Below are 16,572 nucleotides of genomic sequence, written 5' to 3' on the forward strand. Positions count from 1 at the left end.
GTGGGGCCCTTCGTCGTTCCCGGGCGCGTCGACCCGATCGATCGGCTGGCCCGTCGTCCACGGCGGCGTCGACCCGATTGAGCCACCGGACCGCCCTCCCGCCGGTCAGCCGTCGCGTCGCACCTCGAAGCCGTCGCCGCCGATGGGTGGCAGATCCTGCACCGACAGGTCGTCGACATAGCCGCCGCGAGGCCCTTCCGCGGCCCAGGTCAGGACGTCGCGCACCGCGGCATCCGTGCCCTCGATCTCCGCTTCCACCCGTCCGTCACGCAGGTTGCGCACCCAGCCCACGGTGCCGGCCCGCTCCGCGACCCGCTGCATCGTGTACCGGTACCCGACACCCTGCACCTCGCCGCTGATCGTCACCCGCACTCGTCTCATGACCCCATCCTCTCCTTGCGGCGTGCCCCTCGGAAGAGCGTCCTTGCGGCGTGCCCCTCGGAAGAGCGTCCCCGCGGCGTGCCCCTTGGAAGAGCGCCCCCGCGGCGCGCACCTCGGAAGAGCGTCCCGATAGGGATCGTCACGGCTCCCAGATGAGGCGTGCGGCGATCCAGAGCATGACCACGGCGATCGCGGCGTCGAGGAACCGCCACGCGCGCGGGGAGCCGAGCCACCGTCCCAGATATCGCGCCCCCTGCGCGAGCCCGAAGAACCAGAGCACGGATGCCGCGACGGCGCCCCCGGCGAACCACCAGCGTCCTTCGCCGTTCACGCCCTGCGCGTGGGCGATCGATCCGAGCAGGAACACCGTGTCGAGGTAGACATGCGGGTTGAGCCAGGTCAGCGCGAGACAGGTCAGTGCGATCGACCTCCGCGTCGTCGTTCCGCGTCGCGGTGACGCCTCGGCGTCGCCGGGAGACGCGGAGGACGTGTCCGCTTCGACGGCCAGCGCATCGCCGTTCGGACGCAGCGCGCGACGCGCGGCGAGCACCGCGTAGCCGGCGAGGAACAGGGCTCCCGCCCAGCGCGCGGCGGTGATCAGCCACGGTGCCTGCTGCAAGAGGGCGCCCGTCCCGGCCACGCCCGCGGCGATCAGCACCGCGTCCGAGAGGGCGCACACCGTGGCCACGGTCATCGCATGCTCGCGACGGATGCCCTGCCGCAGGACGAAGACGTTCTGAGCCCCGATGGCGACGATCAACGACAGGCCGAGGCCGAATCCCGCGAGCACGGACGAGAGCATGATCCGACGGTAGGGCGCGGCGATTGATACAGTCCAGTTCAGGTTTCTCACGTACATGAAGGAGAACTTCATCATGCGGATCTCCGCCCAGGGTGCTCTCACCCTCGCCGCCGTGCTCGATGCGGGCACGATGGAGGCCGCGGCCGAGCAGCTCCACATCACCCCCTCCGCCGTGAGTCAGCGGATCCGGGCCCTGGAAGAGGAGCTCGGAAGGGTGCTTCTGGTGCGGACGAAGCCGCTACGGCCGACCGACGCCGCCCACGCCGTCGTCCGGTTCGCCCGGCAGGTGTCGCTCCTCGCGCACGACGCCGCGGCCGATCTCGGTGAGGGAGCGGACGTCACGAGCGTTCCCCTCGCGGTGAACGCCGATTCGCTGGCGACGTGGTTCCTGCCGGCGATCGTCCGCCTCGCGGCATCCCGCCCCGTCGCGTTCGACCTGCACCGCGACGACCAGGACTTCACCGCCGCCATGCTCGAGAACGGCACCGTGATGGGGGCCGTCACCTCGCGCAGCGACGCGGTGAGCGGATGCCGGGTCGCGCCCCTCGGGGTGCTGCGGTACGTCGCGGTCGCGGCACCTGTCTACGTCGAGCGCTGGCTGCCCGGCGTCACGGTTCCCGAGCCGGGTGGCGGGATGATGGACGCGCGCATGCGGGAGGCGCTCGACGCCGCGCCGCTGATCGATTTCGATCGGCGCGACGAGCTGCAGACGCGATGGCTCGTCGGCCACGACATCGACCCGTCGCGGCCACCGCGCCACCGCGTGCCCGCATCGCACGAGTTCGCGACGGCCGCTGAGCTCGGCGTCGGCTGGGCTCTGCTGCCCGCCCTGCAGGCGGCCGCAGGTCTCGCCCGAGGCTCGCTCGTGCCCCTCGGTGGACCGCCGATCGACGTGCCGCTGTACTGGCAGCAGTGGAACCTGACATCTCCGCTGCTCGACGCTGTCGCGCAGGAGATCATCGACGAAGGGCGCCGCGCCCTGTCCCCGTGGCCGTCCGCCGTGTGACAGGCCGATCCCTGGCGGGCCGCCGCGCCGCGAGACGCCGAAGCGCAGAGGGAGCCGCCGTCAGGCCTCGCTGACGGAGAGGACGATCTTGCCGCGGGTGTGGCCGCGTTTGAGCTCACGATGCGCGGCGGGTGCCTCGTCGAGACCGAACACTCGATCGACGTAGACCTGGATCGCGCCGGACTCGAGCAGTCGCGCGATCGTGGCCAGCACGCCCCCGTCGGGGATCACCTTGTACGAGGTCGCGCGCACACCGGCATCCGCTGCGGCGGCCGCGTACCCCGGCCACGATCCCGTCGGCACCAGTACGTACAGGCCGCCGGGGCGCAGCACGGTCAGCGATCGCGTTCCCGTGTCGTCGTGGACGTTGCCGACGAGATCGATGACGACGTCGACGTCGCCGACGACGTCTTCGAAGCGCGTCGTGGCGTAATCGATGACGACGGATGCCCCCAGCTCCCGCAGCCAGGTCAGATTGCGCTCCGACCCCGTCGCCGTCACGTGGGCGCCGAAGTACGCCGCCAACTGGACGGCGAAGTGTCCGACGCCGCCCGCTCCCGCGTGGATGAGGATGCGCTGCCCCTCATGGGCGTGCGCGGTCTCCACCACCAGCCCCCACGCCGTCAGTGCGGCGAGGGGCACACCGGCCGCCTCGGCGTGCGACAGCGCCTGCGGCTTGCGGGCGATCGAGAGCGTTGGGGCCACGGTGTACTCGGCGTATGCACCGCCTGAGCGCGGGAAGGAAGCCATGCCGAACACCTCGGTGCCGACCGGAAAGGGATGCGCCTCGTACGGTGACGAGACGACGACGCCGCTGAAGTCGAACCCGAGCGTGCTCGGGTAGGCGGCGATCGCGCCGCTCACGCCGGCGCCGGAGCGCGTCTTCGCATCGATGGGGTTGACCCCGGCTGCGACGACGCGCACCAGGATCTCGCTGAGGACGGGCGAGGGGGTGGGCACGGAATCCACGCGGAGCACGTCGGCGTCGCCGGGAGCATCGAAGACGACCGCTCGCATGGTGCGGGGCGCGGCGGGTGCATCGGCCAGGGCGGGCGCCTCCGGCGCCGACGTCGCGCGCAGGGGTCGGAACCGAGAGAAACTACGAGCGGCCATCATCGCCCTTCCGCGTGCGTGTCGACGACGCGCCCGCCGGGCGGAGCGCGCGTCCCCAGAGGTCCTGAGTGCGTTCAGTCAACAGTCCCATTGTCTCGACCACGTTACGTCGGTGCTACCGGGGGGAGAACCTCGCCGGGAACCACCGCGCAGGCTCGGAACACACGTCGAACCGCCGGCTCAGGAGGTCGGAGAGACCCCCGCGGTGAGGGCATGGAGCAGTCGGGTGAGCGTGTGGATGTCGTCGAGCGGCCATTGCTCGAGCGCGTACACGAGTGAGCTCTCCTGCGGTTCCCGCGCCGAGGAGAGGCGTTCGAGGCCGAAGGGCGTGGGGGAGAGGATGCTGGCGCGCCGATCGTCAGGGTCGGGGTCGCGTCGGATGAGTCCGAGCTGTTCGAGCTCTCGGACGGTCCGGCTCAGTTGGCCCTTGTCGACGACGAGAGCGTCGGCGAGGGCCGATTGGGCGACGCGTTCGCGCCGTGCGATGGTCGTGAAGACCTTGTATGCCCCGGGGAGCATGCCCGGGCTCACGCGGTGCGCGTTGTCGGCGAGCAGTCGGCGCATGCGGTTGATCAGCTCGCCGAACTCGCCCTCCAGGGCCCGCACGGCGTCCGTGCGGGCCTGGAGCTCGTCGATGGTCACGATCTCGACCTTAGCGAGCGCGCGCGTCGCTGCCGCGCAGACCTGCGGGGGTCGGAATCGCTCCGGTGGCGGTGAGTCCCGCCATGGCCTCGGGCACCGAGACCGTCGCGAGATCCGCCTCGCTGGCCTGCATCCGCTCGGCGGTGGTCATCGTGGTCAGCGGCTTGTTCGGCAGGAACACGATCGCCACCAGCGAGAGGAGGGCGAAGGGGACCGCGATCAGGAACGAGTGGGAGATGCCGTTCGCGTAGACGTCTTCGAAGACCACCCGAAGGGCTTCGGGCATGGCCGACACTTTCGGCAGCGACCCCGACTGGAGCTGCTCGCCCCAGTACTGGGCCTTGTCGCCGAGTGTCATCACCGCCGCGGTGATGTCCTGCGTGCGCTCGGCGACCAGGTCGGTCACGCGGGCGGCGAGGGCGGCGCCCATGACGGACACCCCGATCGTGCCGCCGAGGCTGCGGAAGAAGGTGACGCCCGAGCTGGCGACCCCGATCTGCTCGGGGCGGGTCGTGTTCTGCACCACCAGAACGAGGTTCTGCATCGTCATGCCGACGCCGGCGCCGAGGAGGAACATGTAGATCGACACGAGCACGAAGTCGGTGTCGTAGTGGATCGTCGACAGGAGGAAGGCGCCGGCGATCAGCGAGATCGAACCCGCGACGAGGTAGGGCTTCCATACGCCGAACTTCGTGACGAGTGCACCGACGCCGATGGATGCCAGCAGCAGACCGCCGATCATCGGAATCGTCATGAGTCCCGCCTCCGTGGGCGTCGCGCCACGCGCGAGCTGCATGTACTGGCTGAGGAACACCGATGCGCCGAACATCGCGATGCCGGTGGCGATCGAGGCGATGACCGACAGTGTGAAGGTGCGGTTCCGGAAGAGGGTCAGCGGGATGAGGGGCTCGTTCGAGCGCAGTTCGACGATCACGAACAGCACCGCCGCGAGGAGTGCACCGCCCACCATGAGGAAGGTCTCGATGCCCCACCAGTCGAAGCTCGTGCCGGCGGAGGTGACCCAGATGAGCAGGAGCGAGACCGAGACGGACAGCAGCACGATGCCGAGGTAGTCGATCGAGCTCTTCCGCGTCGCGCGCGCCGGGACGTGCAGCGTCAGCTGCACGAGGATGAGCGCGACGACGGCGACGGGCAAGGCGACGAAGAAGTTCCACCGCCATCCCCAGGCGTCCGTGATGACGCCGCCGAGAAGGGGGCCGCCGATCGTGGCGAGTGCCATCACCCCGCCGAACAGACCCATGTAGCGCCCGCGCTCGCGCGGGCTGATGATGTCGGCCATGAGCACCTGGCTGAGAGCCGCCAGGCCGCCCGCGCCGACACCCTGCACGGCGCGGAATGCGATGAGCATCTCGGGGCTCTGCGAGAAGCCCGCCGCGGCCGTCGCGAGCACGAAGATCACGATCGCGAGCTGGTACAGCACCTTGCGGTTGGTGAGGTCGGCGAGCTTGCCCCAGACGGGAGTGGAGATGGCCGTGGTGAGGAGGGTCGCGGTCACCACCCAGGTGAATGCGGTCTGGTTGCCGTCGAGGTCGTGGATGATGACGGGCAACGAGGTGGAGACGACCGTGGAAGCGAGCATCGACACGAACATGCCGAGCAGGAGGCCGGAGAGGGCTTCGAGCACCTGGCGCGGTGTCATGCGCGGCTTCGCGAGCGAGTCGGAGAGCGTGGCGGACATGATGGTTCCTTCGGGGAGACGAGCACGCGGTGCGTCGTCGGGCCGCCTGTGCTGATTGGTTGACCTGGATCAATCGTTGAGACTGGTCAACTATAGGCGCATTGTTGACCGGAGTCAATCATCCGCCGCCGCGACGGCGTCTCGCGCGCACAGAGCGCGCGGATCACGCGGGGCGCGGGGCGTCAGTCGGCGAGGGCGAGGGCGCGGAACGGCTCGCGGGCGCGGGGGGCGTGCTGCTGGGCGGGAACCGGGAGGACGGACCCGGCCACCGGCGGGGTGGCGCCCTGTGTGCGCTGGTGCATCGTGCGGCGGTAGAGCTCGTCGATCAACTCGGTCGCGAGGCGCACCAGCTGGCCGATCTCGCGCTCGTCGCGCTCGACCCAGGCGCATTTCGGCTCGTCTCCGACCGGAACGAATCCGTGATGCTCCTCCCACACCACGAGGGTGCGCTCGGCGCCGAGCACGTGTTGCTGCCACCACACCTGGCGCAGATACGTGCGGGGGATCGAGCGCCACGTCTTGTTGGTCGTCTTGATCTCCGCGAGGGTCACGCGCCCGTCCGGGTCGACGGCGATGCCGTCGGGCGTCGCCAGATGGCGCTTCTCGACCACCGCGTGGAACAGCGCGGACGACGGCTGGATGCCATGGGTCGCGGCAACCCACGCGGCGATCTCGGGTTCGCGCCGACGGCCGTGGTCGGTGTAGGCGTTGCCCGAGAATCCGCGTCCGCCGCCGAGCTTGGCGTCGGCGGCGCGGGCGATCGCGGTGTGGCTCGTCAGCTGGGCGACGTCGGTCGCCGTGATGCCGCGCGAGCGCGCGCGCATCCAGCCGACCCGATCGCGGGAATCCGCGACCACGCGAGCGGCCAGTTCCGGGGCGATGCGCGCGAAGGCCTCCGGAGTCATGAGAACGAGGCTAACCCGATGTCCGGGCCGAGGTCGATGCGACACCCATCGCGCGCGGCTCCGCCTCGATCGGTTCCGGTCAGTGCAGCCGCGCCGGCGTCGCCCGGGCAGCCGGAAGCCCGGAGGCCCGTCGCACTCCGCCGAACTGGCCGATCGACGCCGCCCCGGACAGTGCGGCCCAGCCCACGTAGAGGGCGATGAAAGCAGGGCCCTCGCCGGTGGCCGCGCCGCGGACGGCGACGGCGGTTGCGGCAAGGGTGGCGAGTACCGCAGCGGCGCTCGTGGCGAGCCGGACGAGGAGGTTGGCGGGAAGTGAGCGCACGGGGCGCACGGCCGGCGCCGGGAGGTGGCCGGCGCGTGCGGAGAGCACCGTGGCGGCCCGCAGCAGGCGTCGCCCCGAGCGGTGGAGAGACGTCAGCATCCAGACGGCGGGGATGCCGAGCGCGGCGCCTGCCACCAGGGTCATGCCGCTGAAGGCGAGGTCGAAGGCCGGACGTGCTCCCGTGGTCGCCGACTCGATGCCCACGCAGACGACCGCCCACGCGATCGCCGCGCCGACGGTTCCGAGCAGGCCCATCAGCCAGCGGTCGCTGCGTCCGTAGTCCGCGCGCACGCGCTCGGCCGCGGCCTCCGCACGTGCCGACGGCTCAGATGTCGCCGGCACAGGTGTCGCCGTCTTGGAGGTGTCCGCCGTCGCCTCGTCCTCGGCGTCGACCAGGTCGGCGACCGTTTCGGGGAGGATCATGCGGAACACTCTTCGAAGGTAGCGTGCGGATTTGTCGGTGCGCCGGTTCTCACGTAAACTCTTCAGAGCCAAAGACCGCTGGTCTCGGCGTGTGCGAAAGCTCACGTCGACGAAGCCCGTTCACGGGGCCCGCGCAGGTGACACCGAACTTCCCGGGAGACCGGGCCCGAAGCTCCGTGCGCTTGCGCCGGAGCTTTTTTCGTGTGCGGCGCAGCCGGCGCCGTCGAGGCGGCGTCTCGCCACCGCGTGACGTCTCATTCATACAAGGAGTGGCCATGGCGCAGAAGGAAGCATCGGTCGCCGAGCTCACGAAGAACTTCGAGAGCTCGACCGCCGTCCTGCTGACCGAGTACCGCGGGCTGACGGTTGCCGAGCTCAAGGAGCTCCGCAACAGCATCCGTCAGGACGCGGAGTACGCCGTGGTGAAGAACACGCTGACCAAGATCGCGGCGCGCAACGCCGGGGTCGAGGGGCTGGACGACGAGCTGAAGGGCCCGTCTGCCATCGCTTTCGTGCACGGTGACCCGGTCGCCGTCGCGAAGGGCCTGCGTGCCTTCGCCAAGGCACACCCTCTGCTGGTGATCAAGGGCGGGTACTTCGACGGTGCCGCTCTGACCGCCGACGAGGTGAACAAGCTCGCCGATCTCGAGAGCCGTGAAGTCCTGCTGGCGAAGCTCGCCGGTGCGATGAAGGCCTCGCTGACCAAGGCGGCATTCGTCTTCACCGCGCTCCCGTCGAAGGCCGTTCGCACGGTCGACGCGCTGCGCGAGAAGCAGGAGTCCGCGGCCTGATCTCGGCCCGGAGTAGCAAACCCCAATCAAGGAGAAAATCATGGCAAAGCTCAGCACTGAGGAGCTGCTCGACGCGTTCAAGGAGCTCACGCTCATCGAGCTGTCCGAGTTCGTGAAGGCGTTCGAGGAGACCTTCGACGTCACCGCCGCCGCCCCCGTCGCGGTCGCCGCTGCCGGCCCCGCCGGTGGTGCCCCCGCCGAAGAGGCCGAGGAGAAGGACTCGTTCGACGTCATCCTCGAGGCCGCTGGTGACAAGAAGATCCAGGTCATCAAGGTCGTCCGCGAGCTCACCTCGCTCGGCCTCGGCGAGGCCAAGGCCGTCGTCGACGGTGCCCCCAAGGCCGTGCTCGAGGGCGCGAACAAGGAGGCTGCCGAGAAGGCGAAGGCCGCTCTGGAAGAGGCCGGCGCTTCGGTGACCCTGAAGTAATCACGCCCCGCGCGTACCGACGGCCCCGGGATCCACGGATCCCGGGGCCGTCGTCGTTCCGCGACGCGCGTCAGAGCAGGGGCGCGCCCGGGTCGATGCCGTCCATCGGGGCGGTGGAGTTCCGCACGATCAGGCGCGAAGGGATCCGCAGTCTCGTGCGGGCCCGGGGCGGATCGGCGATCTCGGCCAGCAGGAGCTCGACGGCGGCCGTGCCCTGCTCGCGCGGTACCTGCTGCAGTGTGGTGAGGGCGAACATGTCAGCGAACTCGTGGTCGTCGATGCCGACGACGCTCAGGGCGGACGGCACGGAGATCCCGAGGCGGCGCGCGGCGATGATCGTGCCGATCGCGACTTCGTCGCAGACTCCGACGATCGCGCTGGGGCGCCGACGGGCGTCGCCGAGCAGGTCGACGGATGCCGCATACCCGCCGGGCATGGTCACGGGGGAGTGCACGTGGCGCACCCGATCGGCGAGACCGGCGTCGTTCATGGCGCGCTGATAGCCGGCGAGGCGCTGCTGGTCGACGTGCGCCCAGTGGCTCTCGGGCGCGCCGCCGACGAACGCGATGTCGCGGTGGCCGAGCCCGATCAGATGCTCGGTCGCTCGGCGGGCGGCGTAGTCGTCGTCGACGGCGACGACACTCGTCTCTTCGCCGTCGCCCACGACGCTGACGATCGGGCGCCCGATCCGGGTCAGTCGTTCCAGCTCTTGGTTGACGGGCTCGAGTCCGACCGCGATCAGGCCGTCGAACCGTTTGCGCGCGAGGAAGTCGTCGAAGATCCGCGCGCGCCCCTCGGTGCCGGGCTTCGCGTCGTACAGGGTCAGGTCGAGGCCGCGTTCCAACAGCGATCGCTGGATGCCTTCCAGCACCTCCGCGAAGAACCAGCGGTTGACGTACGGCATGACGACGCCGATCGTCTGCGTGCGTCCCGTGGCGAGGCTGACCGCGCCCGCGGAGGGGACATAGCCGAGGTCGTCGGCGGCGCGGCGCACGCGCTCGCGTGTGGCATCCGACACGTAACCCGTGCCGCTGAGCGCGCGGCTCGCGGTCGCTTTCGACACACCGGCCCGTGCAGCCACCTCCGCGATCCCCGCCATACCCGCTCCTCCTCGAGTCTTGGAGAACCCTACTCAGAACCGCCCAGGATATGGAACCGGTTGCCGAGGAATGGGTGCGCTCCCACGCCCGATCTCAGGCCGTTATCTGGTCGTGATCTTCCAGGCGTTGTGCGCGGATCGTTTCTCGCTTACCGTGACGTGGAAACGGTTCCCTACGGGGAACCCCCTGCACAGGGAACATCTGAGCACTCAATGAGGAGGAATCACATGGGGATGTCACGGCGGCGCTGGATCGCGCCACTGGCGATCATGGGTGTGGCGGGTCTCGCACTGGCCGGTTGCGCCGAGGGCGGCAGCAGCAATGGCGGCGCGAGCGGTTCGGCCGGAGGCACGGTCCGCATCGCGGGCGGCATCACGGGATCCGAGGCGGATGCTCTGCAGAAGGTCTTCGACGACTGGAGCAAGACGAGCGGCGTCACCGTCCAGTACACGGGCGACAAGAGCTTCGAGGCGAACATCGTGACCAAGGTGACCGGTGGCGACGCGCCCGACATCGCGATCGTCCCTCAGCCGGGTCTGCTGAAGACGCTCGTCGGCACGGGCGATGTGAAGGCCGCGCCCAAGGCTGTCGAGGACAACGTGGATGCCAACTGGTCGCCGGACTGGAAGAAGTACGGCACCTTCGACAACACCTTCTACTCGGCACCCATGCTGGCCAACATCAAGGGCTACGTCTGGTACTCGCCGGCGAAGTTCAAGGAATGGGGCGTCCAGGTCCCCAAGACATGGGACGAGCTGCTGACGCTCACCAAGACCATCCAGGAGAAGACCGGCGCGGCGCCCTGGTGCGCGGGCTTCGAGTCCGGCGGCGCGTCCGGGTGGCCCGGAACCGACTGGATCGAAGACCTGGTGCTGCGCCAGTCCGGCCCCGATGTATACGACCAGTGGGTCGCGAACGAGGTGAAATTCACTGACCCGAAGATCGCCGATGCCTTCACGGCTGTGGGCGACATCGTCCGCAACCCCGCGTACGTCAACGCGGGCTTCGGTGATGTCAAGAGCATCAACAGCACCGCGTTCGGCGATGTCGCGGCCAAGGTCGCCGACGGCTCGTGCCCGATGACCCACCAGGCGTCGTTCCTGACGGCGAACTTCCTCACCGTGAAGACGGCCTCCGGTGAGACGCCGAAGGTCGCGCCCGACGGCGACGTGTACGCGTTCGTGCTCCCGGGCTACAAGGAGGGGGCAGCCACGATCGAGGTCGGCGGCGAGTTCGTCGCGGGCTTCTCCGACAGCGAGGCCACTCAGAAGGTTCTCGAGTTCATGTCCTCGCCCGACTTCGCCAACGCCCGCGTCAGCGAGGGCGGCGCCATCTCGGCGAACCTCAAGGCCGACCCGTCCAAGGCATCCAGCGAGTTCCTCGTCGAGGCGATGAAGCTGCTGCAGGATCCCAACACGACGGTGCGCTTCGACGCTTCCGACCTCATGCCGGCCACGGTCGGTTCGGGCTCGTTCTGGAAGGGCATGGTGGACTGGATCGACGGCAAGGACCAGGCCACGGTCCTGAGCGACATCCAGGCCGGCTACAACAACTGATCACCGCATCCCGCGCGTGATCCGCGGGTGGGCGGCCGACGACACGTCGGCCCCCGCCCGCGGCGCGTGCACTCTCGTCATCCCTCGTCCCGCGTTCGCCGAAGCACACGGAGGCTCCTCGATGTCCGCACCCACCACCGCGCCCGCGCGACGTCAGGCGGAGGGCGTCACGCCTCCGCCGCGCGAGCGCCGATCCTTCTCCTCGCGCACGACGACGCTCATCGCCGTCGGCGCCCTCGTCATCGTCCTCGCCCTGGTCGTGCTGCTGCTCCTGAGCGCGCCGGTCTCCGATCCCGCGAAGATCGTCATCCCGGGGCTCTCGCTCACCGCGTTCTTCCAGTGGCTCGGCGTCATGGGGCCGATCGTGCAGATCCCGATCATCCTCGTCGTGTTCGGTGCTGTCGTGGGCATCCTGCTGCTCTTGATCGAGTACGCCCCGCGCGCCGGTCGGGTGTATTTCTGGATCCGGCTCGGCTCGTGCTTCGCGATCCCGGTCATCGCGCTGATGCTGCTGCGGCCGTACCAGAACGCCTTCATCTACGTGCTGGGCATCGCCGTGGTCGCCGGTGCGGCGCTGTTCCTGCTCGATTATCGCGCCCGGCAGGGCGCCGGCTACCTGTTCCAGCTCGTCCTGTTCGCCGCTCCCGCCGCCGTCCTGCTGCTGATCGGTCTCATCTACCCGTTCATCGCGACGTTCGTGCAGTCGTTCTACGACAAGACAGGTGCAGAGTTCGTCGGCTTCGAGAACTACGTGTGGGTCTTCACCCAGCCCGAGGGGACGTGGTCGGTCATCAACACGGTCATCTGGGTGCTCATCTGCCCGACGATCGCGACGGTCGTCGGCCTCGCCTACGCCGTCTTCATCGATCGCGCCGCCGGGGAGAAGTTCCTGAAAGTGCTGATCTTCATGCCGTTCGCGATCTCGTTCGTCGGCGCCGGCATCATCTGGAAGTTCATGTACGACTACCGCCAGGGCGACCAGCTGGGTCTTCTGAACGCGATCGTGACCCTCTTCGGCGGCGATCCCGTCGCCTGGCTGAGCGTCACGCCCCTGGTGAACAGTCTGCTGCTCATGGTCGTCTTCATCTGGAGCCAGACGGGGCTCGCCATGGTGATCCTCTCCGCCGCGATCAAGGCCGTGCCGACCGAGCAGATGGAAGCCGCCGAGCTCGACGGCGCGAACGCCTGGGAGAGGTTCCGCAACGTGACGGTGCCGGGCATCCGCTCGTCGATCGTCGTCGTGGTGACCACGATCGCCATCGCCGCCCTCAAGATCTACGACATCGTCGCCGTCATGACCGGCGGCCGGGCGAACACCTCGGTGCTCGCCTTCGAGATGGTCAACCAGCAGCAGCGCTTCCAGAGCTACGGCCACGCGGCGGCGCTCGCCGTCGTGCTGTTCATCTTCGTGACACCGCTGATCGTCTTCAACATCATCCAGATCCGCAAGCAGAGGGAGATCCGATGAGCACCGCCGTCGACATCATCGAGCCCGTCGCGGACACCCGCACGGCCCGACAGCTCTCGCGCGACACGCGCAAGCACGAGGCGATGGCGCGCAAGCGCCTGACCTCGAAGGGCGCCACGATCGCGGCCCTCGTCATCGCGATCTTCTGGACGATCCCGACCTTCGGGCTGTTCGTCACGTCGCTGCGGCCGGGCTCCGACGTGCAGAGCACCGGGTGGTGGACGGTGTTCGTCGACCCGGCGTTCACGGTGGAGAACTACCAGAAGGCGCTCACCTCGGGAGGAACCGCGCTGACCCTCGGGCAGTCGTTCCTCAACTCGCTCGCTATCACGATCCCGGTCGTGTTCTTCGCGCTCGCCACGGCGTCGCTCCTCGCCTACGCGTTCGCCTGGATCGACTTCCCGGGGCGCAACATCGCCTTCATCGCCGTGTTCGCCCTGCAGATCGTGCCGCTCCAGATGGCCCTCGTGCCGTTGCTGAGCCTCTTCTCCCGCGGCCTGTCGGTGGGTGACGTGATGATCTTCCCGCCCCTCGATCTGCGGGGGCTCGAGCACAGCTTCGCGACGGTGTGGATCGCGCACACCATCTTCGCGCTGCCGCTGGCCGTGTTCCTGCTGCACAACTTCATCTCGGAGATCCCGAGCGAGGTGATCGAGGCCGCGCGCGTGGACGGTGCCGGCCACGGGCAGATCTTCTTCCGGATGATCCTCCCGCTCGCCGCGCCGGCCCTGGCATCCTTCGCGGTGCTCGAATTCATCTGGGTGTGGAACGACCTGCTGGTGGCGACGATCTTCGCGCCGTCGTCCTCGCTGCCGATCACGCAGTCGCTCAACTCGCTGTCGGGCACCTGGGGCGACCAGTGGTTCCTGCAGGCGGCGGGCACGTTCATCTCGATTCTGGTCCCGCTCGTGGTGTTCTTCGCCCTGCAGCGGTTCTTCGTCCGGGGGCTCCTCGCGGGGGCGACGAAAGGCTGACCGCGCGCGGCGGCCCGTTCGGGGCCGCAGGGGCCACGGCTCCGGGTGACGGCGATCCTCGCCGCCCGGAGCCGTCGGCGTCCTAGGGTGAAGTCATGACGCCGTCGGTCGATCCGATTTCCGCTCCTGCCGTCGACGAGGTCGACCCCTCGACGGGCCTGACTGCCGCCGAGGTCGCGCAGCGCGTGGCCGCAGGAGAGACCAACGCGTACGAGGCCGACACCAGTCGCAGTGCCGCCAGCATCATCAGGGCGAACGTCTTCACCCTCTTCAACGGGATCGTCTTCGCGTGTTTCGGGGTGCTGTTCGCGCTCGGACGCTGGCAGGACGCCCTCTTCGGATTCGCCGCGGTCGCCAATGCGGTCATCGGCTCGGTGCAGGAGTTCCGGGCGAAGGCGGCGCTCGACCGGCTCGCGCTGCTGAACGCCGCGGCGGCGCGCGTGCGGCGGGACGGTGTCGAGGCGGAGATCGCGCCGGGAGAGGTCGTCCTCGGCGACATCCTCGTGCTGCGCGCGGGCGACCAGGTGCCCGCCGACGCCCGGGTCGTGACCTCGCGCGGATTGCAGATCGACGAGTCGATGCTCACCGGCGAGGCCGACGCCGTCGACAAGCGGCCGGGAGACGACGCGCTGTCGGGGTCGATCGTCGTCGGCGGAGACGGCGATGCGCAGGTGGTCCGCGTCGGTGCGGATGCCTACGCCAACGCGTTCGCGGACGAGGCGAAGCGGTTCTCTCTCGTCGGATCAGAGTTGCGCGACTCGATCAACCGCGTGCTGACGTGGGTCGGCTGGGGGATCGGCCCGATCGGTCTGCTCGTGCTGAACGCGCAGATGCAGGTCGCGGGCGGCTGGCGCTCGGCGTGGCAATCGGGTGCCTGGGTGCAGGCGGTCGTCAACACGATCGCCTCGCTCACGGCGATGATCCCCCTGGGGCTCGTCCTGATGACCTCGATCACCTTCGCGGTGGGTGCGGCGCGGCTCGCCGCTCGCCAGGTGCTCGTCAACGAGTTGCCCGCGGTCGAGGGCCTCGCCCGCGTCGACGTGATCTGCCTCGACAAGACGGGCACCCTCACGGAGGGCCAGATCACCTACGGCGATGCGACCGTGCTGGTCGAGGCCGATCGCTGGCAGCGGGTGCTCGGGTGGTACGGGACGGCGCCGGATGCCAATGCCACCGCCCGCACACTGCGGGGGCCGTTCGGCGAAGAGGCGCCGCTCGAGGCATCCGAGTCGATCGCGTTCTCGTCGGCGCGTAAGTGGAGCGCGGTCTCGTTCGCGGGAGCGGAGGGGACGTGGGTCCTCGGCGCGCCGGAGATGATCTTCGGGGCATCCGCCACCGATCGGAACGACCCGCTGGGTGCGGTCGTCATCGACCGCGCTGCCTCGGGGCGGCGGACGCTCGTGCTGGGTCTCGCGCCGGCGTCGCTCACCGCGGCGCAGGCCGACGCGGAGGAGCTGCCGGCACACGTCCGCCCCGTCGCGGTGCTCACGTTCCGCGAGAAGGTGCGCTCGGACGCCGCGCAGACCCTCGAGTACTTCCGCGAGCAGGGCGTGGGCATCCGCGTCATCTCCGGAGACAACCCGCGCACCGTCGCGGCCATCGCGCGCGAGGTCGGCCTCGATGTCGACGAGGGCTACGACGCACGGACCCTCCCGGACGACGACGATGCGCTCGCCGACGTCATGGAGGAGCAACACGTGTTCGGGCGGGTCTCGCCCGAACAGAAGAAGCGGATGGTCGTGGCGCTGCAGTCGCGCGGGCACACCGTCGCGATGACCGGTGACGGGGTGAACGACGCCCTCGCCATCAAGACCGCCGACATCGGCATCGCGATGAACTCCGGCGCGGCGGCAACGAAGGCGGTGGCCCGGCTCGTGCTGCTCGACGGGCGGTTCTCGCACCTTCCCGACGTCGTCGCCGAAGGTCGTCAGGTCATCGCGAACATCGAACGGGTCTCGATGCTCTTCCTCACCAAGACCACGTACGCCACGCTGCTGGCGATCCTGTTCGGCGTCCTGCTGCTGGAGTTCCCGTTCCTTCCGCGGCAGCTGTCGATCACCGACGGGCTCACGATCGGCATCCCCGCGTTCTTCCTCGCCCTCATGCCCAACGCGCAGCGGTACATCCCCGGATTCCTCCGGCGTTCGCTCAGCTTCGCGATCCCGGCGGGTCTCGTCGTCGCGATCACCCTGACGACGTACACGCTGATCGTGCGGGCCGCGGGCATCGGCGTCGACGAGGTGCGGACGGGCGCGACGATCATCCTCGCCGTCGTCGGCATCTGGATCCTGTCGGTGCTGAGCCGACCGCTCAACCGGTACAAGGGCGCGGTCGTGGGGGCGATGTTCGTCGCCCTGGTCGTGATCTTCTCGATCGGGTTCGCGCGCGGCTTCTTCGTGCTCGTCGATCCGAGCCAGCTCACCGCGACGGTCGTCGCCGTGTGCTCGCTCGCGGCGATCATCGCCGTGGAGATCGTCCGGGCCGTGCAGAAGCGCGTCATCGCGCGAGCCGAGGCGACCGGTGGCACGCCGGCGATCGCGGCGCATCCGACGGATGCCCCGCGCCGCCCGATCCCCGTGTCGATCGCCGTCGTGCTGGTGTATCTCGGCGGGTTGGCGAGCGCCCTGTTCGGCCTGCTGTTCCTGCTCGCCCGCTACGACGTGCCCGGCGACGAGGTCTTCGAGGTGTCGCTGATCGGTGTGGGGATCATGCTGTTCGGGCTGCTGTCGGTTGCGGCCGCGGCGGGTCTGTCACACGCGAGCGGGCTCTCACGGGTGTTCGTGACGGCCGCGACCGGCGTGCTCGTCGCTCTGCAGGTGTGGAGTCTCGTCGTCTCGCACGACTGGAGCTGGTGGTCCGCGGTGCAGATCGTCGTGTACGCCGTCGTCGTGACCGGGCTCTGGGCGCCGCCGGCCGGAGGCTACTTCCGGCCGGTGCTGCACGCGGGTCGCGGGTGACCGGCG

At 69.4% G+C, this 16,572-nt stretch carries 15 protein-coding genes; 7 read left to right on the forward strand and 8 right to left on the reverse strand.

The window, feature by feature from the left end:
• Positions 1-105: 105 nt before the first annotated feature.
• A complete protein-coding gene (locus JOE64_RS03465; RefSeq protein WP_204962971.1) occupies positions 106-381 on the reverse strand; it encodes an acylphosphatase in 276 nt (91 codons plus the stop codon).
• Positions 382-520: 139 nt separating this feature from the next.
• A complete protein-coding gene (locus JOE64_RS03470) occupies positions 521-1,183 on the reverse strand; it encodes a LysE/ArgO family amino acid transporter (protein WP_204964946.1) in 663 nt (220 codons plus the stop codon).
• Positions 1,184-1,256: 73 nt separating this feature from the next.
• On the opposite strand from JOE64_RS03470, the gene JOE64_RS03475 reads away from it, so the two are divergent.
• Positions 1,257-2,189, forward strand: coding sequence for a LysR family transcriptional regulator ArgP (locus JOE64_RS03475; protein ID WP_204962972.1), 933 nt, complete (start codon positions 1,257-1,259; stop codon positions 2,187-2,189).
• A gap of 60 nt (positions 2,190-2,249) precedes the next feature.
• On the opposite strand, the gene JOE64_RS03480 is transcribed toward JOE64_RS03475, so the two are convergent.
• The 5 genes from JOE64_RS03480 to JOE64_RS03500 all read right to left on the reverse strand — a co-directional run bounded on the left by JOE64_RS03480 (position 2,250) and on the right by JOE64_RS03500 (position 7,293).
• Positions 2,250-3,302, reverse strand: coding sequence for an NADP-dependent oxidoreductase (locus JOE64_RS03480; RefSeq protein WP_204962973.1), 1,053 nt, complete (start codon positions 3,300-3,302; stop codon positions 2,250-2,252).
• Between the two features lie 180 nt (positions 3,303-3,482).
• Positions 3,483-3,944: a MarR family winged helix-turn-helix transcriptional regulator gene (locus tag JOE64_RS03485; protein WP_271202442.1), complete on the reverse strand. Its 462-nt coding sequence runs from the start codon at positions 3,942-3,944 to the stop codon at positions 3,483-3,485.
• 10 nt (positions 3,945-3,954) lie between these two features.
• Entirely contained in the window at positions 3,955-5,643 is a 1,689-nt protein-coding gene (locus JOE64_RS03490) for an MDR family MFS transporter (RefSeq protein WP_239531693.1), read from the reverse strand.
• Between the two features lie 182 nt (positions 5,644-5,825).
• The gene (locus JOE64_RS03495) at positions 5,826-6,548 is read right to left on the reverse strand and encodes a YqaJ viral recombinase family protein (protein WP_204962974.1); all 723 of its coding nucleotides are present in this window, start codon (positions 6,546-6,548) and stop codon (positions 5,826-5,828) included.
• Positions 6,549-6,627: 79 nt separating this feature from the next.
• On the reverse strand, positions 6,628-7,293 hold the full coding sequence (locus JOE64_RS03500; protein WP_204962975.1) for a hypothetical protein: 666 nt from the start codon (positions 7,291-7,293) through the stop codon (positions 6,628-6,630).
• 275 nt (positions 7,294-7,568) lie between these two features.
• On the opposite strand from JOE64_RS03500, the gene rplJ reads away from it, so the two are divergent.
• Together rplJ and rplL are read left to right on the forward strand one after the other, a co-directional pair.
• Positions 7,569-8,084 (forward strand): 50S ribosomal protein L10, encoded by a 516-nt coding sequence (gene rplJ / locus JOE64_RS03505; protein WP_204962976.1) that lies wholly within the window; start codon positions 7,569-7,571, stop codon positions 8,082-8,084.
• Between the two features lie 40 nt (positions 8,085-8,124).
• Positions 8,125-8,511, forward strand: a complete 387-nt coding sequence (gene rplL / locus JOE64_RS03510; protein WP_204962977.1) for a 50S ribosomal protein L7/L12 — start codon at positions 8,125-8,127, stop codon at positions 8,509-8,511.
• Between the two features lie 70 nt (positions 8,512-8,581).
• Here rplL and JOE64_RS03515 read toward each other — a convergent pair whose 3' ends face one another.
• On the reverse strand, positions 8,582-9,610 hold the full coding sequence (locus JOE64_RS03515; protein WP_204962978.1) for a LacI family DNA-binding transcriptional regulator: 1,029 nt from the start codon (positions 9,608-9,610) through the stop codon (positions 8,582-8,584).
• A 228-nt stretch (positions 9,611-9,838) separates the two neighbouring features.
• Here JOE64_RS03515 and JOE64_RS03520 point away from each other — a divergent pair, with 228 nt between their 5' ends.
• The 4 genes from JOE64_RS03520 to JOE64_RS03535 all read left to right on the forward strand — a co-directional run bounded on the left by JOE64_RS03520 (position 9,839) and on the right by JOE64_RS03535 (position 16,566).
• Entirely contained in the window at positions 9,839-11,167 is a 1,329-nt protein-coding gene (locus JOE64_RS03520) for an ABC transporter substrate-binding protein (RefSeq protein ID WP_204962979.1), read from the forward strand.
• A 121-nt stretch (positions 11,168-11,288) separates the two neighbouring features.
• Positions 11,289-12,635 (forward strand): carbohydrate ABC transporter permease, encoded by a 1,347-nt coding sequence (locus tag JOE64_RS03525; RefSeq protein WP_204962980.1) that lies wholly within the window; start codon positions 11,289-11,291, stop codon positions 12,633-12,635.
• Positions 12,632-13,609, forward strand: coding sequence for a carbohydrate ABC transporter permease (locus JOE64_RS03530; protein WP_204962981.1), 978 nt, complete (start codon positions 12,632-12,634; stop codon positions 13,607-13,609). The genes JOE64_RS03525 and JOE64_RS03530 overlap by 4 nt, the downstream gene beginning before the upstream one ends.
• Positions 13,610-13,704: 95 nt before the next feature.
• Positions 13,705-16,566, forward strand: coding sequence for an HAD-IC family P-type ATPase (locus JOE64_RS03535; RefSeq protein WP_204962982.1), 2,862 nt, complete (start codon positions 13,705-13,707; stop codon positions 16,564-16,566).
• Positions 16,567-16,572 lie beyond the last annotated feature (6 nt).

The sequence above is a fragment of the Microbacterium dextranolyticum genome, assembly GCF_016907295.1.
Taxonomy (GTDB): domain Bacteria; phylum Actinomycetota; class Actinomycetes; order Actinomycetales; family Microbacteriaceae; genus Microbacterium; species Microbacterium dextranolyticum.